26 protein-coding genes are annotated in these 25,624 nt (G+C 49.5%); 23 read left to right on the forward strand and 3 right to left on the reverse strand.

Annotation, left to right across the window (positions count from 1 at the left end; all coding sequences use genetic code 11):
- Window positions 1-38: 38 nt before the first annotated feature.
- Window positions 39-689, reverse strand: a complete 651-nt coding sequence (locus tag LSE01S_RS05715; RefSeq protein WP_061776671.1) for an SDR family oxidoreductase — start codon at window positions 687-689, stop codon at window positions 39-41.
- 331 nt (window positions 690-1,020) lie between these two features.
- Here LSE01S_RS05715 and LSE01S_RS05720 point away from each other — a divergent pair, with 331 nt between their 5' ends.
- The 6 genes from LSE01S_RS05720 to LSE01S_RS05740 all read left to right on the forward strand — a co-directional run bounded on the left by LSE01S_RS05720 (window position 1,021) and on the right by LSE01S_RS05740 (window position 6,711).
- Window positions 1,021-2,226, forward strand: coding sequence for an NAD(P)/FAD-dependent oxidoreductase (locus LSE01S_RS05720; protein ID WP_061776672.1), 1,206 nt, complete (start codon window positions 1,021-1,023; stop codon window positions 2,224-2,226).
- Between the two features lie 73 nt (window positions 2,227-2,299).
- Window positions 2,300-2,449, forward strand: coding sequence for a hypothetical protein (locus LSE01S_RS10925; protein WP_156470478.1), 150 nt, complete (start codon window positions 2,300-2,302; stop codon window positions 2,447-2,449).
- A gap of 89 nt (window positions 2,450-2,538) precedes the next feature.
- The gene (locus LSE01S_RS05725; RefSeq protein ID WP_061776673.1) at window positions 2,539-3,063 is read left to right on the forward strand and encodes a methylated-DNA--[protein]-cysteine S-methyltransferase; all 525 of its coding nucleotides are present in this window, start codon (window positions 2,539-2,541) and stop codon (window positions 3,061-3,063) included.
- 293 nt (window positions 3,064-3,356) lie between these two features.
- On the forward strand, window positions 3,357-3,923 hold the full coding sequence (locus LSE01S_RS05730) for a TetR/AcrR family transcriptional regulator (protein WP_061776674.1): 567 nt from the start codon (window positions 3,357-3,359) through the stop codon (window positions 3,921-3,923).
- A 251-nt stretch (window positions 3,924-4,174) separates the two neighbouring features.
- Complete coding sequence (locus LSE01S_RS05735; RefSeq protein ID WP_061776675.1) at window positions 4,175-5,593, forward strand: NAD-dependent succinate-semialdehyde dehydrogenase; 1,419 nt, start codon at window positions 4,175-4,177, stop codon at window positions 5,591-5,593.
- A gap of 368 nt (window positions 5,594-5,961) precedes the next feature.
- A complete protein-coding gene (locus LSE01S_RS05740) occupies window positions 5,962-6,711 on the forward strand; it encodes a glucose 1-dehydrogenase (protein ID WP_061776676.1) in 750 nt (249 codons plus the stop codon).
- Between the two features lie 654 nt (window positions 6,712-7,365).
- Here the strand turns inward: LSE01S_RS05740 and LSE01S_RS05745 are convergent.
- Complete coding sequence (locus LSE01S_RS05745; RefSeq protein ID WP_061776677.1) at window positions 7,366-8,742, reverse strand: Nramp family divalent metal transporter; 1,377 nt, start codon at window positions 8,740-8,742, stop codon at window positions 7,366-7,368.
- 588 nt (window positions 8,743-9,330) lie between these two features.
- On the opposite strand from LSE01S_RS05745, the gene LSE01S_RS05750 reads away from it, so the two are divergent.
- The 8 genes from LSE01S_RS05750 to LSE01S_RS05785 all read left to right on the forward strand — a co-directional run bounded on the left by LSE01S_RS05750 (window position 9,331) and on the right by LSE01S_RS05785 (window position 15,778).
- Complete coding sequence (locus tag LSE01S_RS05750) at window positions 9,331-10,185, forward strand: DegV family protein (protein ID WP_061776678.1); 855 nt, start codon at window positions 9,331-9,333, stop codon at window positions 10,183-10,185.
- Window positions 10,186-10,936: 751 nt separating this feature from the next.
- Window positions 10,937-11,572: a VTT domain-containing protein gene (locus LSE01S_RS05755; RefSeq protein WP_162257435.1), complete on the forward strand. Its 636-nt coding sequence runs from the start codon at window positions 10,937-10,939 to the stop codon at window positions 11,570-11,572.
- A 651-nt stretch (window positions 11,573-12,223) separates the two neighbouring features.
- Window positions 12,224-13,627, forward strand: coding sequence for an FAD-dependent oxidoreductase (locus tag LSE01S_RS05760; RefSeq protein ID WP_061776680.1), 1,404 nt, complete (start codon window positions 12,224-12,226; stop codon window positions 13,625-13,627).
- A gap of 134 nt (window positions 13,628-13,761) precedes the next feature.
- A complete protein-coding gene (gene trxA / locus LSE01S_RS05765; protein ID WP_082622355.1) occupies window positions 13,762-14,088 on the forward strand; it encodes a thioredoxin in 327 nt (108 codons plus the stop codon).
- On the forward strand, window positions 14,088-14,351 hold the full coding sequence (locus LSE01S_RS05770; protein ID WP_061776682.1) for a metal-sensitive transcriptional regulator: 264 nt from the start codon (window positions 14,088-14,090) through the stop codon (window positions 14,349-14,351). Before trxA ends, LSE01S_RS05770 begins: the two co-directional genes overlap by 1 nt.
- Before the next feature lie 72 nt (window positions 14,352-14,423).
- The gene (locus tag LSE01S_RS05775; protein ID WP_061776683.1) at window positions 14,424-14,816 is read left to right on the forward strand and encodes a fluoride efflux transporter FluC; all 393 of its coding nucleotides are present in this window, start codon (window positions 14,424-14,426) and stop codon (window positions 14,814-14,816) included.
- The gene (locus LSE01S_RS05780) at window positions 14,816-15,169 is read left to right on the forward strand and encodes a fluoride efflux transporter FluC (RefSeq protein WP_061776684.1); all 354 of its coding nucleotides are present in this window, start codon (window positions 14,816-14,818) and stop codon (window positions 15,167-15,169) included. Before LSE01S_RS05775 ends, LSE01S_RS05780 begins: the two co-directional genes overlap by 1 nt.
- A gap of 18 nt (window positions 15,170-15,187) precedes the next feature.
- Window positions 15,188-15,778 carry a hypothetical protein gene (locus LSE01S_RS05785; protein ID WP_061776685.1) on the forward strand — a complete coding sequence of 197 codons (591 nt, stop codon included), beginning with the start codon at window positions 15,188-15,190 and terminating at the stop codon, window positions 15,776-15,778.
- 55 nt (window positions 15,779-15,833) lie between these two features.
- On the opposite strand, the gene LSE01S_RS05790 is transcribed toward LSE01S_RS05785, so the two are convergent.
- Window positions 15,834-16,817 (reverse strand): LCP family glycopolymer transferase, encoded by a 984-nt coding sequence (locus tag LSE01S_RS05790; RefSeq protein WP_235808305.1) that lies wholly within the window; start codon window positions 16,815-16,817, stop codon window positions 15,834-15,836.
- 207 nt (window positions 16,818-17,024) lie between these two features.
- Between LSE01S_RS05790 and LSE01S_RS05795 the strand changes: the two genes are divergently transcribed.
- The 9 genes from LSE01S_RS05795 to LSE01S_RS05835 all read left to right on the forward strand — a co-directional run.
- Window positions 17,025-17,498, forward strand: coding sequence for an S-ribosylhomocysteine lyase (locus tag LSE01S_RS05795; RefSeq protein WP_061776687.1), 474 nt, complete (start codon window positions 17,025-17,027; stop codon window positions 17,496-17,498).
- 138 nt (window positions 17,499-17,636) lie between these two features.
- A complete protein-coding gene (locus LSE01S_RS05800) occupies window positions 17,637-18,725 on the forward strand; it encodes a hypothetical protein (RefSeq protein ID WP_061776688.1) in 1,089 nt (362 codons plus the stop codon).
- Window positions 18,726-18,811: 86 nt separating this feature from the next.
- Entirely contained in the window at window positions 18,812-19,912 is a 1,101-nt protein-coding gene (locus tag LSE01S_RS05805; protein ID WP_061776689.1) for a hypothetical protein, read from the forward strand.
- Between the two features lie 499 nt (window positions 19,913-20,411).
- Window positions 20,412-21,722, forward strand: coding sequence for a PTS transporter subunit EIIC (locus LSE01S_RS05810; protein ID WP_061776690.1), 1,311 nt, complete (start codon window positions 20,412-20,414; stop codon window positions 21,720-21,722).
- Window positions 21,712-22,599 (forward strand): alpha/beta hydrolase, encoded by an 888-nt coding sequence (locus tag LSE01S_RS05815; RefSeq protein WP_061776691.1) that lies wholly within the window; start codon window positions 21,712-21,714, stop codon window positions 22,597-22,599. The genes LSE01S_RS05810 and LSE01S_RS05815 overlap by 11 nt, the downstream gene beginning before the upstream one ends.
- A 35-nt stretch (window positions 22,600-22,634) precedes the next feature.
- Complete coding sequence (locus tag LSE01S_RS05820) at window positions 22,635-23,492, forward strand: LysR family transcriptional regulator (protein WP_061776692.1); 858 nt, start codon at window positions 22,635-22,637, stop codon at window positions 23,490-23,492.
- 328 nt (window positions 23,493-23,820) lie between these two features.
- On the forward strand, window positions 23,821-24,666 hold the full coding sequence (locus tag LSE01S_RS05825) for a sulfite exporter TauE/SafE family protein (protein WP_061776693.1): 846 nt from the start codon (window positions 23,821-23,823) through the stop codon (window positions 24,664-24,666).
- Window positions 24,666-25,043, forward strand: coding sequence for a DUF1634 domain-containing protein (locus LSE01S_RS05830; protein WP_061776694.1), 378 nt, complete (start codon window positions 24,666-24,668; stop codon window positions 25,041-25,043). The genes LSE01S_RS05825 and LSE01S_RS05830 overlap by 1 nt, the downstream gene beginning before the upstream one ends.
- Window positions 25,044-25,240: 197 nt before the next feature.
- On the forward strand, window positions 25,241-25,624 hold a 384-nt coding region (locus LSE01S_RS05835; RefSeq protein WP_156470479.1), incomplete at its 3' end, for an MFS transporter.

The raw sequence follows: 25,624 nt of genomic DNA on the forward strand, positions 1-25,624 counted from the left end.
CTGGCAAGCTTGCCGGCAGAGATTTTTGTGATCAGTGATTAGTTAAGATCAACGGCCGTTTTAATTGGTGTAGCGTCGTTAACAATTGAAATGATCTTGGGTAATTTAGGTGCGGGCGCGAGAACGGCGACCACCGTTGCGGCAACATCGGCGCGGGTAATTTCCTTAGAAGCACTCGCGGATGGATCGAGGGTAATCTTGCCAGTAGCGGCCGCATCGGTTAGAATACCTGGCCGTACGATCGTGTAATCCAGATTGGTCCGGTGTTGTAACCATTGGTCGGCATAGTATTTGGCCACATAATAAGGGCGAATTCCGGACTTATTCCAGAAGGCCCGGTCGTCGGTGCCAATGGCGCTAACCAAGACAAACCGTTTAATGCCAACTTTCTCAGCGGCCATCATGGTCTTAATGGCACCATCAAGGTCAATGTTTAGGGTCATGTCGTCACCGGTATTGCCACCAGATCCGGCGGTGAAGATGATTCGGTCGATACCCGCCATGGCGGCAGCTAGATCGTCGACAGAACCCATGAGATCAACGGGTCGTGCTTGACCACCAAGGGTCTTCATGGTGGTGACTTGGGCATCATTGCGAACACTCCCATAGACGGTTTCACCCGTAGCTGCCAAGTCCTTAACGATGAATTGACCCACCCGACCGTGGGCCCCAATAACTAATGTCGTCATTAAAAATCCTCCCATTCATAACTCAATTTACTATCTCTTACCATAATCTTTTTAATGATAAAATTCAGTGATCACGACTTGGCAGTGATGACCGTGGTCGGACGAAAATGATCGTTAAAATCCTGTGACGATCAGGAAAATAGCGGTTTCTTAAAACTGGCTTTTCGGGTGATAAGCCTTATAATGAAGGTAAATCTTCCCTACGGTTAGTTCTTTAAGCGCTCGTTCCTTTGGGGGGAGTGGGAGTTGGTGGCTAAGCAGTGTGATTAGTCAGAATGAGATGAAGATACCTACTCGGGGAGAACTTCAAGAGAAAAGGGGTCGTTAAATAATGGCAACGATTTTAGTTCTAGGTGGCGGTTACGCAGGGATGCGAGCTATCAAGTTCCTTCAACGCGAAGTTCCCAGCGAGGACCGGCTGATTTTGGTCGATAAGTCCGGGACGCATGCGGAAAAAACAAATTTACATGAAGTTGCGGCGGGGACGATTGCGCCCAGTCGGATTACCTACGAGATTAATGATGTGATTAGTCGACGGGTTGAATTTATTCAAGATGCGGTGACCAATGTGGATGTGGACCAAAAGCAAGTCACGCTGGCCAACCACGCTCCACTGACCTATGATTATCTCGTCGTAGCGTTAGGCTTTCAATCCGAAACCTTTGGCCTGAAGGGTGCCACCGAGAATGCCCTGCCAATGGATGATTTGGCTACCTCCGAGGCCGTGTACCGGCATATCGAAGACAAGATTAAAGGGTACGCGGAGTCGAAAGACGATCGGGATCTCACAATTGCAGTCTGCGGGGCTGGTTTCACCGGGATTGAACTTCTGGGAGAATTGACCCAATCGATGCCGAAATTACAAGCTAAATACAACACACCGGCCATTAAGCTGGTTTGTTTGGAACGGACCACGACTATTCTGCCAATGTTTCACGATAAGACGTTGGCGGACTATACGATGCGGTTCATGGCCAAGCATAATGTTGAAATGAAGCTGGGATCGAGTATTGCTGAAATTAAGCCGGGGGTAGTGGTTTACACCGATAGTGATGATGCCGAACATGAGGTAGCCGCAAACACCATCGTTTGGACGGTTGGGGTCAGTGGATCACAAGTTATGGCGGATTCCGGATTTGACCAACGCCGTAACCGAGTTGTGGTCAAGGATGACTTATCCCTGGAAGGTCACCCAGAGGTTTACATCATCGGGGATGTTTCCGCGGTGATGGATCCTGACAGTGGTCGGCCATACCCAACGACGGCGCAAATTGCCTTGGCGTCTGGGACCACGGCGGCCAAGAACATTGGGTTAGCTATTCGGGGTCGCGACACCAAACCGTTTGTCTACAAGGCTCTGGGTACCGTGGCTTCGTTGAGTGACCGTGACGGGGTTGGTGAAGTCTTTAGCACTAACCGGCCGGTCCGCGGCTACATGGCGTCGGCGTTGAAGAAGGTTATTACCGACCGCTCGTTACTTGAAAGTGCCAAGTTCAGTACCCTATTGGCCAAGGGGCGCTTCGACCTGTACCATTAATCGGTTATGGCAGGACATGCCCAATTTCAGATCCGGCCAACGCCGCGGCTGATAAGTCCGAGTTAGACTAATCATGGCTGGTAACGGCGATTTCGGTCATTATCTGGGGAACCGGGGTGCGAGTGAAGACTTCGCCTTGGTTTACCTGGACGGTAGTCCAACGGTGGCCGTTCCTAACGGCCGGAGAATGGCCATGACCAGCAGCTTGAAAACCAGCAAATAAAATCTGAAAATTCGTTGAGAAACGCGGGAGCAACCAATGCTCCTGCGTTTTTTTTATGGTAGAATAACTGATAAAAGGGATGAGCACAGATGTTAAGGAAGGATCTGACGACACCGCTGGGGCCTGTCACAGTGATGACAGATGGTCGGGCTATTACGGGACTGTGGTTTACCGATCAACGACACTATGGCAGTACCCTTCCTCGGCTAACACTGGTTGGGGATAGCCCGCTGTTCGCAGAAACGCAGACTTGGCTAAATCAGTATTTTGCCGGTGAACAACCAGCGATGACCTTGCCAGTCCGGCCGGAAGGTACGACCTTCCGCCAGACGGTTTGGCAAGTGTTGCAGACCATTCCATACGGTCAAGTGAAGACGTATGGCGAGATAGCCCAGGTCGTCGGTCTCCAGGTCGGCCACGACGTTGGTGCGCGTTCGATTGGTGGGGCAGTCGGTAACAATCCCATTAGTCTGTTGATTCCGTGCCACCGAGTTGTTGCCGGTACAGGCGACCTGACGGGATATGCCGGTGGGTTAGACCGTAAGCGGGCGTTACTTGAATTGGAAGGTCAATTAAAAGCTGGCCAAGTTCGGGTGAAGCTACCGACGGACTAGACCTTTTTGAAAAAATTTTTATTTTCTGACCTATTGTGCACAAAAGTATCGTACAATAGGACAGAGGTTATGCTATAATCAATGAAGTTGAAATACATAGTCCCATGATTGTTGATAGGCATAATAAGTCTGAGTTAGTTGAAATTTTGTTCTTGAGGGGGTTTCTTCTCACCAGAAGACGCGTATAATTTTAGCTAGCTTAGACGATTTGTTAGGATTACTGACTTCCGGGGGGGACGTCAGTCAATAACAAATTAAAATTTTCAATGGTGTGAATGATTGGAGGTATCACGATGGCTGCATCAGAAACTAAGGAGCGAATTGCGGAGGCCTTGGCTTCGTTGTTGAACCACAATACATTTGATAAGATCACGGTTCGGGAGATTGCGGATGAGGCGGAAGTTCACCGCAAAACGTTCTATTACTATTTCGCGGACAAATATGAGCTGTTATCGTTTGTGTATGAGCACTTCATCGTTGAAGCGCCCCGGCATGAACAGCCGTTGACGTTGACCTTGGAGAATTGGCGGCCGGCAGTAATTCAGTTGCTTGAACGAATTGCCGATCACTCAAAAATATTCTTGAACGCTTATCCCTATGATGATGGGGTTTGGCGTCAGTCTATGAATGAATTTGTGGCTTCACGACTGTCAATCTTGTTGCACGCAATGCCGGAATACCGGTATTTAAAAGAAGATGTGATTGACACCTCAGCGGAGTTTATCGCTGCGGGTTCGCTGGGCATTATAAATAAATGGGCAGACGGTAGTTTTACGGCTAGTCCACGAACGGTCTTAGACCAAATCACAACTGCTAATCGGTTGATGAATGGGATTCTGGATCGTTGGAAGCTTAGTTAATTAAGTCATTTATCTGTGGCCATCGATGCGGCTTGTCGATGGCTTTTTTGTGTGGATAGAAACAAGACCAATTTGCACTGGAAGGGCCAGCGACTGGCCAGAGCAACAACATATAAGTATAAGTTTCACAATCTAATTGAATAACTCATCACAATCAAAATACTGGCATTCCGGTTCTATGACGGGTATAGTTTCGTTTGTAAGGGGTTACATTGTGAAATGGCAATGGCCCTTAAAGGAGGAAAATAGAAATGGCTTATCAAACAACCAATCCTTATACCAATGAAGTTGTCAAGACTTATGAAAATGCCACGCCTGAATATGTTGAAGCAAGTTTAGCTAAGGCGCAAAAACTCTATAAAGACTGGCGTAACGATCCGGTATCATCACGGATTCCGGTCCTCCACAAGCTTGCACAAATTTTCCGCGATGAAACTGACAGTCTGGCCAAAGTGCTGACCACTGAAATGGGTAAGCTGTACGTTGAAGCCCAAGGTGAAGTGGTTCTGTGTGCCATGATTGCCGACTATTATGCTGACCATGCTGAAGAATTTCTGAAGCCCCGCAAGATTGATTCGATTGCCGGTGACGCCCAACTTGAAAATCATCCACTGGGGGTGCTCATGGCGGTTGAACCTTGGAATTTCCCATACTACCAAATGATGCGGATCTTCGCACCGAACTTCGCCGTTGGTGACCCAATCGTCTTCAAGCACGCTGCGATTACGCCAGGCTCCGCTTTGGCCTTTGAAGATGCCGTTAAGCGGGCCGGTGCGCCGGACGGGGCTTTGACCAACCTGTTCCTGTCGTATGACCAAGTCTCTAAGGTAGTTGCTGACAAACGGGTTCAAGGGGTCGCCCTGACTGGTTCCGAACGGGGCGGTACGGCCGTTGCGGAAGTTGCGGGTAAGTATCTGAAGAAGAGCACCATGGAACTTGGCGGGGTCGACGCCTTCATCGTGGCCCACGATGCTAACATGGCCGACGTGAATGCCATTGCACCACGGGCACGACTCTACAATGCCGGCCAAGTCTGCACATCTTCGAAGCGTTTCATTGTGACGGCTAATCACTATGACGAATTCTTGGCTTCCCTGAAGGATGCCTTTGCTTCAGTAAAGTTGGGGGATCCAATGGATCCAAGCACAACCTTGGCCCCGATGAACTCTAAGAAGGCTAAGGACAAGTTGCAAGCCCAAGTCGACGAAGCCATTGCTGGTGGGGCCACGGCCTACTTTGTCCATGACGCGGTTGACAGTGATGGCCAATTCTTCCTGCCAACGATTCTAACCGATATCACCAAAGACAATCCGGCATATGGGAAAGAAATGTTTGGTCCCGTTGCCCAAGTCTACAAGGTAGCCGACGATGACGAAGCCATTGCCTTAGCTAACGATGCCGACTATGGTTTAGGTGGGATTGTCTTTGCTGGAAGTGCTGAATATGGCGCTGAACTAGCCTCTCGAATTGAAACCGGGATGGTTTACGTCAACACCTTCTTCAGTTCCTTACCTGAATTAGAATTTGGTGGGGTGAAGAAGTCTGGCTTTGGTCGGGAACTCGGCCAAAACGGGATCAGTAGCTTCGTCAACCAAGAACTGGTAGTTAAACGCGACCGTCCAAATGATGATGAGACGGGTGGGCTGGTTTTGCCACACAAGTTTTCTTAAATAGTTAAAGAGTTAACCATAGAGAGTTCGGACAATCGTCCGAGCTCATTTTTTGTTACTGAGGGTTGAAAGATGGACTACCCGTCTCGTTCCAGTATTGGCAAGAAATTGTAACGTCAAATTAGTATAAATTGCCGCACTCCGGAGGCTAAGAATTTCGCCTGCTGTGAGGCCGATCCGGAGTGAGAGACTGAATGCGTTCAGCCCATATCTGCTGACCGATAGGGCGAAGAGTTCACCAGGTTGCTGCTTTAGAAGCTTCAACCTTTAGGCGGGGTAAGATTATGGGAGTTAAAGAAATTATTGTGGTTCACAAAGAAGGTGTGATATTCTGAACAAGAAGCAAAAGAAGAAAGGATGATTATAAAATGAGTGATCGTTTAAAGGGAAAAGTTGCCATCATTACCGGTGGGGTTGCCGGAATCGGCTTGGGCGTGGCGGAATGCTACGTGCGTGAAGGCGCCAAGGTTGTTTTGACCGCCAACCATAACGTGGATGGGGGTCGTGCTGCCGTTGCCAAGTTTGGTGATGACGTTAGCCTGTTCGTTCAACAAGACGTTGCCAACGAAGACGACTGGAAGAAAGTTATCGATGCCACGATTGCAAAGTTTGGTAAGCTAGACATCTTGGTTAACAATGCTGGGATCGGTGGCGTTAACGGTGCCCTTGAAGACCTATCGTTAGAAGACTGGCAAAAGGTTATCGATATTAACCTGACCGCTAACTTCTTGGGTGAAAAGGCCGCGATCAACGCGATGAAGAAGACTAATGACGCCAAGGGTTCCATTGTGAACGTTTCCTCAGTTGCCGGTCTGGTTGGCTTGCCAATGGCTCCAGCCTACTCCGCCAGCAAGGGTGGGAGTCGTATGCTGACGCACGCCACGGCATTGAGCCTGGCTTCACGCGGGATTGATATTCGGGTTAACTCCGTTCATCCAGGTTGGATTGACACGGCCATCATTCCTGAAACGGCTCGCGAACAGATCGTGAAGACGATTCCAGTTGGCCACATGGGCGAACCTCATGATATTGGTGAGATCTGTGTCTACCTAGGTAGCGATGAATCCAAGTTCGCTAACGGGGCAGAATTCACGGTTGACGGTGGTCAACGCGCTTAATAAGAGTGTCAGACAGGGCGGTTAGCCGGTGAGTATTAACATCACTAGGAAATTAATCCCGGGTTTGGATTAGTTTCCTAGTGGGGTTAAACGGAGCTGGCTGCCTTGGCTGGCACGTTTCGACAGTGTCAATTCAAAAATTTAAAGTGATCAAAATAGGCAGTGTGATCCCGAATATAGGGACCACACCGCCTTTAAGTTATGCTCAAAAAGGTTAATCCGAAGCCAATTTCGCAGACAATACCGCGTTCCAATAACCCCCATGGGTATCCGGAATCTGTTCACGCAATCGACCTTCCACCTGAAAGTGCCAGCGCTTTGCCACCCTTTGACTAGGGAAGTTAGCGCTGGCCGCTAGTCAGAAGCGTTTACTTTGTTCCATGTGGCGTTGGCAAATGCGAAGAAAAGCGGCCTCATCCGCCACGGTTTTAGTGTCATCGGTCCAGGGCAACCACTGGCGTAACGTCGGGCGTGAGAGACCTGAAAACAATCGTTTCAGAAACCTGATACTCCGTCATGACGCTCACTTCATTTTTTATTAGTTATAATCTTCTGCTGGGGTCAAGTCGTTTCCAATGGGACGGCGACCGGCTTGCCAGCGTAACCGGCGGTAAAATAAAAGCCCGACCAAGCCGGCCGGGCCATTCGTCAGGTTTAGGCGAGATGCAACGTATTTAAGATCAGGTAGACGTTTAAGATAATCAGGATGACCGCAATAATCCAACCGAGGATTCGGGTCCAGGTCTTGTTCACGAACTCGCCCATGAGGTCCTTGCTACTGGTAAAGATTACCAGCGGAATCATCGCGAATGGTAATGCGATACTCAGGAAGACTTGCGAGAGGGTTAACAAGTTTTCAATCTTAGCTTCATTACCATGGTAGATAACGGCGAAGATGATGACCGGCGTCACAGAAAGCAGACGAGTCAACAACCGTTGTGCCCATAGCGGCATTTTCAAGTTGATGAAGCCTTCCATGATGATTTGGCCCGCCAAAGTTCCCGTAATCGTTGAACTTTGACCAGATGCCAACAAGGCGAGGGCAAAGAGCATACTGAGGATTGGACTGGCAATGGCACCAACAATCTGGCTATTACTTAAGGCGTTGAATAGGTCCACGAAGCGACCAAGATCGCTGTCGGTTCCAAAGAAGAGGGCGGCCCCTAAGATTAACAGTAAGCTATTCACGACGAAGGCGAGCGTTAATTGAATGTTTGAGTCGATCGTTGTGAAGCGAATCGCTTGAGAAACGCTCTTGCGGTCCTTACGGTCAAAGTTCCGTGTTTGCGAAATTGATGAACCCAGGTATAAGTCATGGGGCATAACCGTTGCCCCGACAATCCCTAGAGACAAGTAGAGCATTCCGTGATTGGTCACCACGTGGCTTGAAGGCAAGTAACCCTTAAGCACTTCACCCATGTGTGGTTGGGCTAAGATGACTTCATACAAGAAGACGAAGAGAATGACCGCCACCAATGTGGCTACGATGGCTTCAATTTTACGGAAGCCTAATTTCATGAGGACTAACAGAACCAGCACGTCGGCCGCCGTGATGAGAATCCCAATAATGAGTGGGAAACCGAATAATAGCTTCAACGCAATCCCGGAACCAATGATTTCGGCGATATCGGTGGCCATAATGGCGAGTTCGGTAATAATCCAGAGGACGATCCCGGTCTTCTTACCGGTTCGTTCCCGTGTCAGCTGGGCCAGGTCTTTACCGGTCACAATCCCTAAACGGGCGGACATGGCTTGTAGCAGCATGGCAATCAGACTAGAAATCAAGACGATAGTCAGCAGTGCGTATTTGTATTGTGCACCACCGGCGATGGAGGTAATCCAGTTACCAGGGTCCATATACCCAACGGCGATCAGGGCGCCTGGTCCCGTGTACGCCATCAATGTTCGCCAGAAGCCGGCACCTTGTGGAACTTCAACGGTTCCGTTGACTTCATTCAGACTCTTTTGGTCGTGGCCGGTGGATTCTAACATATGGTGCTTGGACTTGTCGTTGGTTTCATGATTTTTCATAAAATCCCTCTTTTCTATTGGCTTAGAAATTCGGGTAGTCAGGTGACTTTCTGTCTTTCTGGTTCCAGTCCCGTTGAATTTAAAATGTTGCGAATAAGTGCAAAATTGAGAATTATTAACGGGACTAGAGACTACGATTCCAAACGTAAGTATAGGCCTCTGAGCCCCGATGTCAACCATCAGAGCCGATTGTTTCGGGCACCCAAAACTATTTTTATATCCGATCTTAGTTCTAAATTAATTGAGTAGGAGGTCGGCCTTGTTGCCCCAATTTTAAGTGTTTCCGGTTTCATGCTTGGTATAGAACTGTGTGTGAAAAAAGCCTCAAGGTAATCCGTTTTACTATGGGTTAGGGACGGGTTATTTAAAAATTAGTTTTTCGTGATGCTTGAACCATCATAAATTTTATTTTCAATGGCGGGGAATCCTGGTTAAAAAGGGTGGTAACCCCGCTCTACAAATGCAAATGAACCGCTCAGTTGGGCCTCTTACAGAACTGACAACAGAAGACCTAGTTTTCAAAACTAGGCAACTGAGTTATAATAACCTTTAAAGCGAAAGAACTCAGTAGAAATCGAGGTAATTCCTGTGCCAAGAGAAAAAATCGCAATTCTGGTGGACTCCTGCTCCGACGTTCCGGCCGAAGTGGTTGAGGCCGCCGACATGGCCTTAATGCCAATGAATGTTATTTTTAGAGATCGGGTCTATGAAGACCGGGTAACCATTACACCAACTGCCTTTTATGAACGTCAGGCCAAGGAGCCCGCAACGACAGCGAGTCCTACCGGTAAGCGGATTGTTGAGGCGTTAGAACAGATCCAGCAATCCGGCTATACCCACGTGATTGCCATTTGTATCTCGGCGAAGCTTTCCGGAACCTATCAAGAAACCCGGTTACTAGCGGAGGATTCTCCCTTAACCGTCCACGTCATTAACACTTGTAGTGTGGGAATTGGGAGCGGATTTGCCGCTATCTATGCCGCTCAGCTGCGAGCCGAAGGCAAGTCGTTCGACGATATTGTCCAAGAGGTTGAGCGGGTAACGGCGCAGACCAAGGTCTTCTTCTATGTGCCATCGTTGAAGTATTTACAAGCGGGTGGCCGAATTGGGAAAGTTGCCGGCATGGCCGGGACCCTATTGAATGTGAAACCAATTATTTCCTGTGATCCAGAGGGAGTCTATTACCCCATTGCCAAGGTTCGTGGTGAAAAGCGGACCCTGACTAAGCTCCTGCAATTGGTTGATGGGGCGATTGGTTCGGCAAAGCGGGTTAACGTAGCCGTCTGTGACGGGGTGAACCCGGAACTACGGGAAGCTGTCCTCAAACGGCTCCAAGCGGCTCATCCGGGGGTCCTGCAGTGGTATTCAGGGGATGTTTCGCCAGCTCTCGGCGTGCATACCGGACCTGGCCTGATTGGGGTCGGCGTTCAAGTCTTGGACTAGGGGCTTCAGATCACAAAAAAAGCCACGATGGCAAGGCTATCGCGGCTTGAGGGGGGATACGAGCAGGAATTAGAAACTTTGGGGGAGTGCTAGTGTCTGCTCGTAAATAGTAGAAGTAATAAGAACTTGGTGTAGATGCGCTAGCAACAGTCACTGTTACTAACTTGACTGTAGTGTAACGCCTGGCCTCATCAGGTGCAATCGATTGGTTTCACAAATTTTATAATAACGAATTTGGTCGGTTGACCCGTGTTCGTGGTCTCCTAAGAGGGGGCTACTAACTGGGTCAGCCGATTTTTATTTAACGACAAAAGATTCACATACTCGTGGCAAAGGGGATACCTATAACGGATTTAGCTAGATAAGCTTGTGAATATCAGTCTAACCGCTAAAACTTTATCAGCAACCTGTCACGATTCACGTATAATAGAAGCCAGTTAGCAGAATTGTTGGTCACCGGCGACACTTTTTCGAATATGAGAGATCGGTTCTCGGGAACGGTGAGGGTCCTTATCGAATATTCGGTTAATTGTTTAAGTTACACCAAGGTCACGGAATCAACTAATTTGCGGTAAAAAATGAGAATAGCACCCGTTGATCGTTTATACTGAGCTTGATTTTATAAACGGGATTATTACGCGGTTTGTCTGTGTGACAGATACCCCCATTTTGGGTAAGGGGGCCCTAAATAATATGAAGAGATAACGGTTAAAGGTCGCACACATTTTAAATGAAAGCGGAGGTGATCGACTTGGAATTTGTCACATTCTTAAGTAATGTGGTCTGGCACCCACTGGATTTGTTAGTCAGTTTAACCAATCAGTTGGGCACTGGGACGTACTGGGTTTTGTTTTGCTTAGTCTTCCTAGAATCTGGTATGTTGATCTTTTCCTTTATACCTGGTCAGTCATTGCTATTCATGGGCGGATCAATCGCGGCCAGTCCCCATTCGGTCCTGAATATCTGGGGCCTTATCTTAATGTTTACTGTGGCCGCTACTGCCGGTTCGGCGGTTAAATACTGGACTGCTGTCCGTTGGCAGGGGGTGCAAGACCACCTTGTGCGGCACTTACCGGACAAGAAGGTGGCGGAGGCCAATGCCGTGTTCAAGCGTAATCAAAAGGAAACGTTGATCTTTGGCCGGTTTATTCCGTTTGTCGGGCTGTTCTTGCCCGTCTTGGCGGGTTCTGCAGACATGGGTTGGCACCAATTTCGCTTTGAAAACCTGGTAGGGAGCCTGATCTGGGTCGTGAGTTGTTGTGCCGTTGGTTTCTTTTTTGGGAATTCTCCATTTATTCGAGCGAACTTCACCTGGCTATTTATTATCATTTTGATTTTACCGGTGGCAGTTCGTCAAATTTGGACGATCGTTCGAAAAAAAGGGTAAAAGAAAGGCCCTGAGTAACATGCGGATTACTCAGGACCATTATTAGGAATCTGTTAATAAATCACTTGTTTTGGGGGGAGTGCATCTATAGACAGTGATTCCTATCATCTATCACAGTGCTTTAAGGTCAGAACGTATCACGATCTAACTGTCGATAATAATAGTCAGAACGCCACGAACCTGCAAGCGAAATGTGACGGAACTTAGAAAGTGGCTAAAGAATCTCCGGCGGCCGTTACATGGATTCATTTGAACGAAAAGACTATGATATCGCGTTTTGTTGGCAGTGAAACTGATCGTGTCAGTTTCATAGTAACCATTTGAGTGAACGAATAAATAAGTTAATCACTTGAGCAGATCAATCATAATGTTGACTATATTTTTAAATTTTTACGTTATTTAGTCGTGATCGATCGTGATTATAACGGGAACGGTCGTTGATTCAGCTAACTTGAGAAAAATATGACGTAACGGAAGCGAAACGTTTCAGTTTTGTAAAACTGTGGTGCATTATGCACTTATTTTAACCACTTTTCACGAAGTGTGAGGATTTACGGCCTGTGGCCCGCCTTTTTGAGAGCAAGTCATTTATCTTTTGCTAACTTTCTAGTATGCTAACTTTAGAATCGTTTTTCGTGTAGGAGGGTAAACATGAAAGTCATCATTGTTGGTAGTACACACGCTGGCACAAATGCCGCACTTCAAATCTTGCGTGATCACCCAGACACAGATGTTACTATTTATGAACGTCATACGAACGTCTCATTTCTTTCTTGTGGAATCTCTTTGTTCTTAGATGGACAAGTTAAACATCTAGAAGATATGTTCTATTCTTCCCCTAAGCAGCTGGAAGAAGCTGGCGCCAAGGTTAAGACTCGACGGAATGTCATTAAGATTGACTCCGAAGCCAAAACCGTCGACGTTGTGGACATGGACTCTGGTGACTTAACGACGGATAGTTATGATAAATTAATTATGGCTACCGGATCGACGGTGACTGTCCCACCAATCTTTGGAATTGATGAAGATAAGGTCATGTTGTGTAAGAATTACGAACAAGCAGTGGCAATTGATGCTGCCGCTAAGGGTAACAAGCGGATTGCCATCATTGGTGCTGGTTATATCGGGACTGAATTGGCCGAAAGCTACGCTCGGACTGGCCACGAAGTTCAGTTGTTCCAATCACGTGATATTATCCTGAATCATTATGTGGACAAGGGATTGTCCGACCATATCGTTGGCCTGCTAGAAGACAAGGGCGTTGCCGTTAACCTTAATCGGCGGGTGACGGCCTTCACCGGTAACGACAATGGGGAATTGGTCATTGAAACGACGAATGGTGAGTTCACGGCTGACCTAGCTGTGGTCTGCACCGGCTTCGTGCCCAACACCGAATTACTTCGGGGGCAAGTTGAAATGGACCGGCATGGGGCCATTATCATCAATGACTATGTGCAAACGTCCAACCCGGACATCTTCGCCTGTGGCGATGCCAGCGTGGTTAACTTTAACCCAACCGGCAAGCCAGCCTACACACCATTGGCGACCAACGCCGTGCGGCAAGGGATGTTAGCTGGGATTAACGTCTTTGGCAACATTCAACAATACATGGGAACCCAAGCAACGTCGGCCATGAAGATTTTTGGTCACACGTTGGCTTCAACTGGATTAACCATTGATCACGCCCTGAGTGCAGGGATGGATGCTGATATGGTAACCTTTGAGGGCACATGGCGACCAAGTTACATGCCAACGACGGATGATCTGACGATCAACTTGGTTTACAACCGGAAGAACCGCCGGATCTTAGGCGCCCAATTCTTCAGTAAACACGAAGTGGCCCAATCGGCTAACGCCATCTCCATTGCGATTCAAAACCGCAATACGATTGATGACCTGGCCTTTGTGGACATGTTGTTTAACCCGAACTTCGATGACCCATTCAACTACTTGAACCTTGTGGCACAACAAGCCGTTGAAAAGGAAACGAAGCGGGGCAACAACCATCCACGGTTGACGGCGGGGGTTGACCCAGATCCAGAATTAGCGGATTAAAGATAACTAGATTGATTAGGACATCGGGGTCAAGCCGATGTCCTTTTTTGATCGGCTTAAGCTAAATACTAGCTAATTGATACCCCTTGGGGTATAGTTGGGAATATTAAATTAGAGAAAATGAGGTATTGATGATGCAAGCAATTACGACAAAGGATTTCGAACACATTGGTGACGACACGGCCGTCACGGTCGTTGACTTCTGGGCAGATTGGTGTGGACCATGTAAGATGCAGACGCCGGTGCTAGAATCCCTGGATGAAGAATACGGGGACAAGGTCAAGTTTGCTTCACTCGACGTTGATAAGAATCAAGAGTTGGCGCAAAGTTTAGGCATCATGAGTATTCCTTCCATGGTGATCTTCAAGAATGGGATGCCAACGGAAAAGGTTGTGGGTTTTCATCCTAAGGCGGCGCTCAAGAAGTACCTGGATGGTAAGCTAACTGAAGTGGCCGGCTAATGGTTCAAACCACGTCGGCTCAACTCAAAAATCGCCTTCGTCGGGCGGACGGTCAACTCCAAGGAATTTTGAAAATGGTCGAAGATGATCGCGACTGTCGTGATATCTTGACACAACTTGCCGCGGTTCGGTCTGGGGTTGAACGGATGATGGGGGTTGTTGTCGCTGAAAATGTCAGGCAGTGTGTTGCCGCAGGCCAGTTAACACCGGAGCAACAGACCGAGTTGCAGTCAGCCCTGGACCTGGTGGTTAAGACTCACTAAATTTGATGAGAAGCCGCCGTTCTGGCGGCTTTTTTGGTATAATGAAGAGATTATTTTCTGGAGGCGAAACGAATGGAAACCGTCTTTTCAATTGCCGGATGGGCGTTTGTTGGCGCCAGTTTACGTTATTGGCTGGGGCTTCAGTTACCGACGGGCCCCGACTTTCCCTGGGCCACGATTATCGTCAATCTCTTGGGTAGTGGGCTGTTGGCCTGGTTGTCCCACGCTGACCGCCTAACGGCACGTTGGCCGAGTGCTCTGACGGTTGGGTTGGGAGTTGGCGGGGTCGGTGCGTTCACGACCTTTTCCACTTTTAGTGTTGCGACGCTTAAACTGCTGATGACCCAGCATTGGGGTACGGCTGCAATCTATATGGGGATGACTCTGGTAGGCGGTTTCATCATGAGCGTGCTGGGCGTTTGGATTGCGCGACACTGGTTTTCGTTTCCGGTGGCTGAACAGTGATGGCGGTCGGGGTTGGCTTGGGAGCAGCCATTGGGGCCTTGGCCCGTTATGCGGTGACCCGGCTTCTACAGCCGTTGACCCAGAATCGGTGGCCGGTCGCCACGCTACTGATCAACTGGTTGGGCAGCGGGCTATTAGGAGCGCTGACCGCCGCCAGTCTGAGTCATTGGCTGGTGGTCTGCTTAGGAACGGGTGTCTTAGGTGGCTTCACCACTTATTCCACGTTTAGTCATGAAATGGTCATGCTGGCCGATCAACGGCGGTATGGCGCACTCATTAGTTATTTAATCTTAAGTGTCGGTGGTGGCTTAGCCTTAGCAGCTTTAGGCTTCTGGGGAATGTTACACCGCTAATCGAAGGGAGATCCAGTTGTGGCAAAGCAAACGAAGTCCCGGTGGAACTGGGATCTATTAGTACCGTTACTTATCTTCACGTTGGGCACGATCTTACCGACCGTCATTCTGCCGGCAATTCCCTTGCAGTTGGGACTGGTAGCTGTCCAGTATGGTCTGTTCATTGTCGCCATGTTACTGGGTTGGTGGCTACAACGGCGGGTCTCATCACCGCAAGGTCGGTTGATCGGCTGGCTGATCGTTATTCTAGGGCTATTGGTTGCCATGTGGGTGGCCGCACACATCGTTCCGGCGGTCGGCCTGATCTTCTTAAATCGAGAGATTGGAACCCTCATCTGGCTGGGATTTGCCGTTCTGGTGTCCGGCTTCACCTGGTGGCATCGGCGGCGGCAGCCATTGTCCTGGTTCCCGGCCATCTTAGGTAGCCTGTGGATTACAACGTTCTTGGCGATGTTGGCCCGTGTCCCCGCGACCGCCGGGCTCATGGTGACCGCGACCGGAAACATCCTGATTGCGTTTGGGACCATTCTAGGCGATGCTAGTATTCTCATCATTGGCTGGCGGATCTGGCAAGACCGGCAAGCGAGCCACGATGACCCGTCCAAATAAATTTAGTGATACCAAAGGCACGTGACGAGTCGCGTGCCTTTTTGCTTGATTATTTTTAGTTGCCGGTCGCGCCCAATGGGTTTAGGGCGTCCGTTTGAAAGCTGCTGATGGGTAGGTCGAGTGATCGACGAAGATTTTGGCTGACGTGATTAATCGTGGCCGTTGGGGCGATTTGATAATCAATGCCGTTAATCGTAGCCGGTTCCCCCTGGAGCGTCTGTGATTCGATGTGACGACTCGCGTGTCCTGCCTTCGCTCTGATCCACATGAGATCGTCAAAAGTAAGGTTCGTTTCGAGGTTGTGGTCAAGCGAACCCAAGACGGTTTGGTACCGGGCTAGTGAGGCGATGCTAGCTTCCTTCAAGACCAGGGCCTTGATGATTTGTCGTTGGCGGGCCTGCCGTCCATAGTCCCCGAGGGGATCTTGATCACGCATGCGTGAATAGGCTAGGGCACTCGCGCCGTTTAGATGAACTTTGACCCCCTTGATAACGTTGGCCTGCTGATAGTGAAAGGTTAGCGGCGGCGTAACAGTGACGCCATTGACGGCATCAATCATTTTCTCCAGGCCACCCATGTTCAGTAGGACATAGTAGTTGATGGGAATGTTGAGGAGATGTTCAACGGTTTTAATGGTCGCTTTGGCGCCATAGAGTGGGTAGGCGGCGTTGATCTTTTCCGCGTCTTGCTGGCTACCCCAGATGGACACCAAGGTATCGCGGGGAATGCTTGTCAATTTTGCCGTCTGTTTTTGCGGATTGATGGTGGCCACGATCATGGTGTCGGTCCGGCCAACGGCATGACGGCCCAGTGCACCGGTATCAGTTCCCAATAGGAGAATGGCGAACGGCTTGCCACTGGTCAGAGCGGTGTCACTGGGCCGACCCACGGCTTTATAGGTCGCCGAAAACCGCTGCTGTGCGGTGTGCCAACCGTAGAGCCCTAGGCCTAGTAAAAAGCCGACGGCAACGATCCCTAGGCGTCGCCAATGGTGCTTCTTAGGTAATAGGTGTTCGTAGTGTTTAGCTTCTCGATGCATGATCATTCCTCCCCAGTATCGCTAATGCCATGACCCAGTATAGGGACCTGGTCAGAGTGAGTCGGGAATGATGGCTTGGTTTTAACGTTTTCTTTGTAGACTGCCGCCGATTCCTAAAGTTTTCTGGAAAGGCATTGACGATCGGTCGGTCTTGGGGTGTATGGTAGAGGGGGTCACGTGAATATATTAAAAAGGAGTTGGCGAATCATGGCAAAAGTCGAAAGTTTTATTTTGGATCACACTGCTGTTAAGGCACCGTACGTCCGGTTAATCACTCGGGAAACGGGGACCAAGGGTGACGTTATCTCTAATTTTGATTTACGGTTGGTACAACCTAACGAAAATGCCATTCCGACCGCTGGTTTACATACGATCGAACATCTTCTGGCCGGGTACCTGCGGGATGAAATGACGGGCGTCATCGACTGTTCACCATTTGGCTGTCGGACGGGGTTTCATCTGATTACCTGGGGTGAACAATCTACCGAAGAAGTTGCCAAGGCTTTGAAGGCCGCCCTCCACAAGATTGCGTTTGATACCGAATGGAAAGATGTTCAAGGTACCGATAAATACAGTTGTGGAAATTACCGCGACCATAGCCTCTTTTCAGCCAAGGAATGGTGCAAGGCCATTCTGGACCAGGGTATCTCGAAAGATCCATTCAAACGGGAAGTTATTTAGCCATCTAAGTTGACATATCACAATTAATACGGCGGGGCTCCTTGGTGGGGACTGGCCGTATTGTTTATTTTATAGGTATGGGATACAATATAAAGATACTTAATGATTCTAAGTAAAATTAAATAAGAAGTGATACATATGGTAAAACGACTTACTTGGTGGTTAGTCCTTGTCGGTGCGGTGTTGGGAATGCTTCCCGCGGTTTCGGCACAGGCGCTAACGACCTATCATCAGCGGGCGTGGGGGCTTAGTATTGGACGGACCCGCATGCTGAATGATTATCACGTCCACTTTGTTAAGGGCCCCAAGCGGTATAACCATGCGACCCGGTTGCATGGTAACAATACCATTCGCAGTGTTCAGGGCGCCCACGTTAATTTTGCGACTAAGATTTTGTTTCCATATCCGGGGTATCATAATCAGGCTTGGGGAAATCCCCAGAGTGCGACCACGAATGGTCGTTACTTGTACGTGGTGTACACACCAACGGCCTGGCACAATCGCGGGAGAATTGTTCGCTACGACTTGAAAAGGCTGGATCAACTAGGGGCTAGTCCACGGGAGATTCAGACGGCTTATTCACGTTCGGGGGACATCCAAAAGGCCGTTCGCAAGGCGGTAAAGGTTGGGCCAGCCTTTACCACTGGTCACGGACAGTCGCTGGCCTACAACTGGCATGATCACCAGCTTTATATGTGGTGTGATCGGGAAAAGTCCCCGGCGGTCCCAACCAGCATGTATGGCTATATCCAACAGATTAGTTCGAGCAAGCTGGTTCCCCATTATCGGACCCGCTTCCGGTTGCGGAGTAAGAAGGGTGACGTCAATGGTGGCCATGTCCTCGCCTTTGATAAGTATGGAAATGCCTACTTTTGGTCACGACCGGGTGGCCAGTCCGTTCGGATCTATAAAGGCCGGATCTCACGACATCACATGCATTTCCGCTTAACCCATCAAGTCTTGCGGCGGGGCCCAGGGACACATGTTCAAAGTATGGGGTACAATCCGCATAACGGCCGGCTTTATCTGGTGGCCGATGATTCGATTGCTAGCCTGCCAGCTAAGAAACTCAATGGTAAGGGTCGATTGACCAAGAATGATGTTAAATGGACGCGGTTCTCACCACGACGAGAATTTGAAGGCCTGGCATTCTTACCTAATGGACACGCTCTGTTGTTGAGTAATCATAACCCAGAGGTCTTGATTGGCGATCGGACCAGTTGGTAAGTTCACAACGCGATAAAAGTCTTGTTTGACCCCCCTCCTAATTTAGACGCCGTATACTGGCGCAAAACATTGGGGGGTGATGGGTTATGAAGAGAATTGGTTTAATAGGTATTGTAATCCTGGGGCTGAGTGGGGGCTTGTTCGGTGGGTCAACGGCTCATGCAATGACGACCGTTGTCCAATCAAGTGCCGCGCTGGCAAACCCAGGGACATTACGGACGTTGGACGATGCTCAAGTGCATTTCACTCCGGTACCCAAGACGTATGCCCCGGCGGCCAACTTAAATGGCGTTAATCAAATTGTCAGCGATCGGGGAACCCCGGTCACCTTCACGACGAAGTATTTATTACCCATTCCTGGCTATGATCATCAAGCGTGGGGTGACCCGCAAAGTGAGATGGTTGTCGGACGGTATCTGTACGTGATTTACTGTCCAACGGCTTGGCATAATCGTGGACGGATCGTGCGATTTGACCTGGCTAAGTTGGAAAACTTACAGGCTACCCCGGTGGATGTTCAGCGGGTTTATAGCACGGCAGCCGATAGTTCTGCGCATGAGCGGGCCATTCGAACGGCCATCAAGGTTGGTCCGGCTTTCGTTACTGGGCACGGTCAATCGCTAGCGTTTGACTGGCGAACCCATAGCCTCTACATGTGGTGTGACCGGGAATCAGCGCCACGCGTTCCCGTGAACCAATTCGGTTATTTACAACAGATCAGTCCTAAGAGCTTGTTACCGGTGCACAAGATTCGGTTTCGCTTAAGGGCGGGAGGCTTCGCGGTTCCTGGTGGTCATGTCTTGGCCTTTGACCGCAGTGGCCGGGCCTACTTCTGGACGCGGCCGAATAATCACGAGGTCCGGTTGTATCAAGGACGAGTGGGTCGGCGGCACGTGATCTTTCGGTTGACGAAGCAAGTCCTGGCACACGGTCCGGGGACCCGGGTCCAAAGCTTGGCTTTCAATCCCCACAACGGCCGGTTGTACTTGGTTTCGGATGACTCGATTGCGAGCTTACCCGTGGCAAAATTAGCTGGTAACGGCCATTTGACTAGCGCCGACGTTCATTGGACGCACTTTGCTTCTAGACGTGAATTTGAAGGCTTGAGCTTTGCGGCCAATGGCCGGGCTTATCTGATGGGTAATCACCAACCAGAGGTTCTAACCAGTGATTCGCTCAGTTGGTAAATCATTTATTTATAATTAGCTCAAGGGGGTGACCGTGGTCACCCCCTTTTTGTCTGGTTTTGTGGTCACAATGAAACTTATAAGACGTTTAAGGCCCGTCTACTTTCGAAGCTCGTATAATGAAATTGTAATATGTCATATTTAAAGCCATTTGGGTCGCCTACCGTGGCCCATGAAGAGTGGTCCGCAAGCTAGATTTTGACCTTCACGACAGCTGTGAGCCTCAAGGTGGGTCAGTCATTGTTAACTTGCTGGTTAATCATAGTAAAATAGTGCATTTGCTAGGGAATGATGGTTTTTTCTGGCCAAGGGTGTTGCACGATTAGTGGTGATGGTTGGTGGGGCTTGTAGGCCGCACTTCCGGCTGAAAGCGGGCCCCATAGATCGGAGCCCCTAACCGTTGTCGGTGGTCTAGTATCCAGAATTTAAGAACCAGCGGGCGCGTTTGATGGTCAGGCTAAAAAGAGACTAATCAGAGAAAAAGAGTAGGGGTGATTCGATGGGATTACAACGTCAATTGAAGGGGCTGTGGCGCCTTAATCAACGGATGAACCAGTGGCGAGCAATGCGCGCCATTAAGGAAGCACTCCGGGTCGCCTACCCGTTTATTTTAGTCATGGCGTTGATTGACTTTGTAGGGCAAAGTTTCTTAGCGGATAGTGGCTTCTTTTTTCAGATCTATCACGTGGGCACCTGGTTGCCCGGCCTGGAAACTTGGCGGGAATTATTTCAGGCGGTTAGTACGGTCGTCAATGGGGTTGTGGCCGTCATGATAGCCTTCACCACTGGACACTATTTGGCGCGAACGTATCGGAGTGATGCTTTGGCCATTGGGGTCATGAGCGCGCTCGCCTTCCTGACGCTGAACGTGAATTACCAGGCACTCGGCCAGACCGATCGGGGTGGTGACCAACTAACCCAATTCGTCGAGGGCAACCTGGGACCACAAGGGATTTTCCTGGCCATCGTCGTCGGCTTGACCGTTGGCTGGGCTGGGAGCCGGTTGATGCAGATGCTACGTAAGCTTCAATTACGCCATCCTAAGTGGCAATTATCGTGGACCGGCCGGGTGGCGTGGCCCTTGGTACTGGTCCTATTGATCACCACAGGTCTGGGCTATGGCCTAAGCTGGATTTCGGCCGGCGGTCTCAATGGGTTGGTTTATCAAGGCCTGAGCACGCTGGTCATGAATCCTGGCCATCGGGGTTTGATGATTTTGGGCGTTACCGCGTTGAACAATAGTTTGTGGTGGCTGGGACTGATTGGGCCGGTTTCATTGGCCGGCAATAGCTCTGTAACGAGCCTGCAGAATTTAGCTTACGCCGTACAACATGGATCCGGCTGGGGCGCGCCTAATCCGATTACCTTACATACCCTGGGTGATGCCTACGCCAATTTTGGGGGCGCCGGGATGACGCTGGCCTTGCTCATTGCTATCTGGATTGGTTCACGGCAAACCAGTTATCGACGGGTGGCGAACCAAACCTTTCTTCCGAACCTGGTTAATTTAAACGAGCCGACGTTACTGGGGCTGCCAATCCTATTCAATCCGATTTTATTAATTCCATTTGTCCTGGCACCAGCCGTGAATATTGTTGTGGCTTGGTTTGCGCTAACCTGGAAATTGGTTCCGCCGATCGTTTACCCCGTGCCGCGAACGACACCAGGTCCACTGATCGCTTATTTGGGGACCGGTGGTGATTGGCGGGCCCTGGTTCTGAGCGGGATTTGTTTGGTGTTATCCGTCTTGGTGTACTTGCCATTCGTGCGGTTACTGAATAATCAGGGAGGTGACCACGATGCGGCGTAATTGGTGGCGTTGGCTGTTACTCGTTGTGATGATTGTTGTGATCTTCGTGCCCAGTGTGGCCTGGATGCATCGGCGTGTGGCCAAATATAAGACCGTCTATCGAACCCCATTGGACCCAACGATCTTGATTCCCGGATCCAGTGCCAGTCAGAATCGGTTTGATGACTTAATTACGGAGTTACGCAAGGAAACTAAAGTGACCCACAGCGTCTTAAAGGTTAAGGTGGCCGAGAATGGTCAGCTTTCCTATACGGGGTCGATTCGTAAGGGGGATAACCAACCGTTTATCGTGATTGCTTTCGATAATAATCGGGATGGTTATCGCAATATTAATAAGCAGGCTGCCTGGCTGAACATTGCCTTCAAGGATCTGGTCAAGACTTACCATTTTAATCACTTTTCGGCCTTGGGGCATTCTAACGGGGGACTCATTTGGACCCTGTTCCTGGAAAAATACTTTGCACAAACGTCTCGGGTAAATATTGATCGGTTGATGACGATCGCGACGCCATACAATATGGAGTCCGCTAGCACCACCAAGTGGACCGACATGCTAAATGAGTTGGTTAAATACCGGGAGAAGTTACCGGCCAAGCTGACGGTTTATTCCGTGGCTGGCACAGAAAACTATTCTAGCGATGGCACGGTGCCAGCCAATAGTGTTAATCAGGGGAAGTACGTCTTCCAAAACCACGTGGCCCACTATACGCAAATCACCGTTACGGGGGATCAGACAACTCATTCGGATTTGCCCCAAAATAAGCAGATTGTACTCTTGATTCGCCAATACCTATTGCAGGAAAGCATTCCGGCGAAGGAACGGGCTAAACAGACCGTGAACCGGCGATCGTTAAATGGTGATCCAGACTTGCCGTAGGTATTTGGTATAATGACCTTGAGGAGGTGACCGTCGTGAATTTTCGGCAATTAGAGTATTTTCTAGCGGTGGCGAATGCTGGCCAGATCACGGCAGCCGCCCAACAATTACACATAGCGCAACCCCCGCTGAGTCACCAACTGAAACAATTGGAAAGCGAGCTGGGGGTCCAACTCTTTCGCCGCTCGCCTAAGGGCGTCACGTTAACGCCGGCGGGAAAATTACTTCGTGATTACGCCCAACAGCTAGTGGACCTACGGGAACGAGCAAACAGTCAGGTTCGATCGTTGGGCCAGGGCCTGGCAGGCGTTTTATCCGTGGGGGTGGCCTCCTCTTCTCTGGGAGCCACGCCGAATAGCAAACTGCAAACGTTAACCCGGCACTATCCGAAGGTTCAAATTCGACTGTTTGAGGACAATACCTATGGCTTGATTGACCGACTGGATAAGCATCTGATCGACATTGCCATCGTGCGGACGCCATTTACCGCACCGGGACTGGTCACCAAGGCCTTGACGACCGAGTCTATGGTCGCCGTGGTACCGAAGAAGTATGACCACTTTGCCGGGGCAACTATTCGGGTTGAAGATTTGGCGGACGTCCCCTTGATCATCTACCGACGGTTTGCACAACTCTTCCAAACCACCTTTGCGCAAAAGGGAATTGATCCCTTTATCGCCTGTACCTGTGACGATGCGCGCACAGCAGTTCAGTGGGCCGAGGATCATATGGGGGTAGCGGTTGTGCCACAGTCGGTCGCTGAGGCTGGCAGTGGGTTAGCCACCAACATTCGGCCGATTCGTTATCAACCCTGGCGAACGACCCTGCAGTTGGTTTGGCCAGCTGCCGTAACGCCGAGTCCACTGATGCAGCGCTTTATCGACAGTTATTGAGAACGATTAAATATACATTGAATACAAATCAGAGCCGTCTACCATATTTTTTTGATATGGCAGGCGGCTTTGTGAGTTGATCGGTGTCTATCCCATTAGACGGGGGTTAGAGGACCATTTAATGGATTCAGGTGTGGTGGTCCTTCCTGACGGACGGTCGCTCATAGATGAACATAGATAAACCTTAGCGAAAGCCATCCTTGTTGTACCAACGTTAAACATTGTGATTTATGTTCAATAACGTGATAGATGATGATTTGACTAGCTTGCACGGTGATCGGTAAAGACTCATAATTACCCGTAGAATGAATTGAGAGGAAGTTGCCTTATGATGCAAACAGCTTTGCTTATGCTAGGAGTTGGGGTCTTCGCTGGGATTGCGGGATCGATCCTAGGAATTGGTGGCGGTATGATTATCACCCCGATTCTAACGCTGGGGATGGGATTAAATATTAAATACGCAATTGGTGCTAGTATCATTGCGGTCATTGCCACCAGTTCTGGGGCCACGATTGCCTACCTACGTGACAACGTTTTGAATTTACGGGTTGCGATGTTTTTAGAGATTGCGACCACGATTGGGGCGATTGTCGGTGCCTTGTTGACCGGCGTCCTGAATCCGAAGTATCTTTATTTGCTATTTGGTTGTCTACTGGTCTTTTCTGGTTGGAACATGGTGCGAAAGCTTCGGCGTGGTCAAGAGGTCTTACAACGGGTGGAACCCGATAAGATTGCGGCTAAGCTGAAGTTAAACGGGAGCTACTATGATAAGGCCGAGATGAAAGACGTCGATTACCAAGTCGAGAATATACCGGCCGGCTTCTCCGTGATGTTCGGTGCGGGGGTGGCCAGTGGTCTCCTGGGCATCGGCTCGGGGGCCTTCAAAGTGATGGCCATGGATACCTTCATGAAGATGCCTTTGAAGCCATCGAGTTCGACATCGAACCTAATGATGGGGGTTACGGCTGCGGCCAGTGCAACGGTCTACTTCTTTAACGGGGCAATTTTGCCAAGTATTGCGGTACCCATGGCATTAGGGATCCTAGGTGGTGCCGTCATTGGGTCACGAATCATGCAGGTCTTACCAGCCAAGTGGATTCGGATTGTCTTCATTCCGGTAATTCTCTATATTGGACTGCAAATGTTATTTAAAGGGTTGGGGGTGCATTTCTAATGGCAGATAAGCAAACGGCAACTTCCAAGGAAATGTTACAAGTGGAATCGGTCATTGGTCGGATTCTCCAAGTCGGTGTGATCTTTTCGGCAATTGTGATGGCCATTGGCTTAGGTCTCTTTCTAGTTACGGGTCAGTCCGGTTATCCCGGAACGGTGGTTCCGCGGCAGATGGGGTTAATCCTACAAGGCACCTGGCAATTAAAGCCCTATGCTATCATGATGTTAGGGGTCTACTGTCTGATCTTGACCCCCGTCTTGCGGGTGATTGTTTCCATCTACGCCTTCTATAAGGAGCGCGACCATTTGTATGTGGCAATCACGACGCTGGTTCTGTTTATCCTGATGGTGGCCCTATTCATTGGGGTTCACGGGTAACTTTAAAAGTTCATTAATTGGCCCAGAGACTGATTTATTCAGGATCTGGGCCATTTTGCGCTCTATGAGATTATCATGAGAAAATATGCTAAACTAACTGTAACTGCGTCTGATGGATTTAAGTTGTCGGTAGACAATCGTGAAAATTAAAGGATCTAAAACTTAAGAGAGGCGATGACGTCGTGGGGACACGGAAGATGGAACAATGGCAACGGAATTTAGCAGTACTTTGGCTGGGAACCTTCATTGCGGGAATGGGTTTCAGCGAAATCATGCCGTTCCTGTCGCTGTACGTTGATGACTTAGGTTCGTTCACCAAGGGTCAACTGACCATTTACAGTGGGATGACCTACGCCGTGACCTTTCTCGTGATCGCTTTGGTTTCCCCACTTTGGGGCAAGTTGGCGGACCGTAAAGGCCGTAAACTGATGCTGCTCCGATCGTCCATGGGGATGGCAATCGTCATTGGTCTGATGGGGTTTGTGACCAATATTTGGCAATTGATCGGCCTGCGGTTTCTGCAAGGATTCTTTGCCGGTTATATTCCGAATGCCAGTGCGTTGATTGCCGCCGAAACGCCG

Origin of the sequence: Levilactobacillus senmaizukei DSM 21775 = NBRC 103853 (assembly GCF_001592085.1) — a bacterium.
Classification (GTDB): domain Bacteria; phylum Bacillota; class Bacilli; order Lactobacillales; family Lactobacillaceae; genus Levilactobacillus; species Levilactobacillus senmaizukei.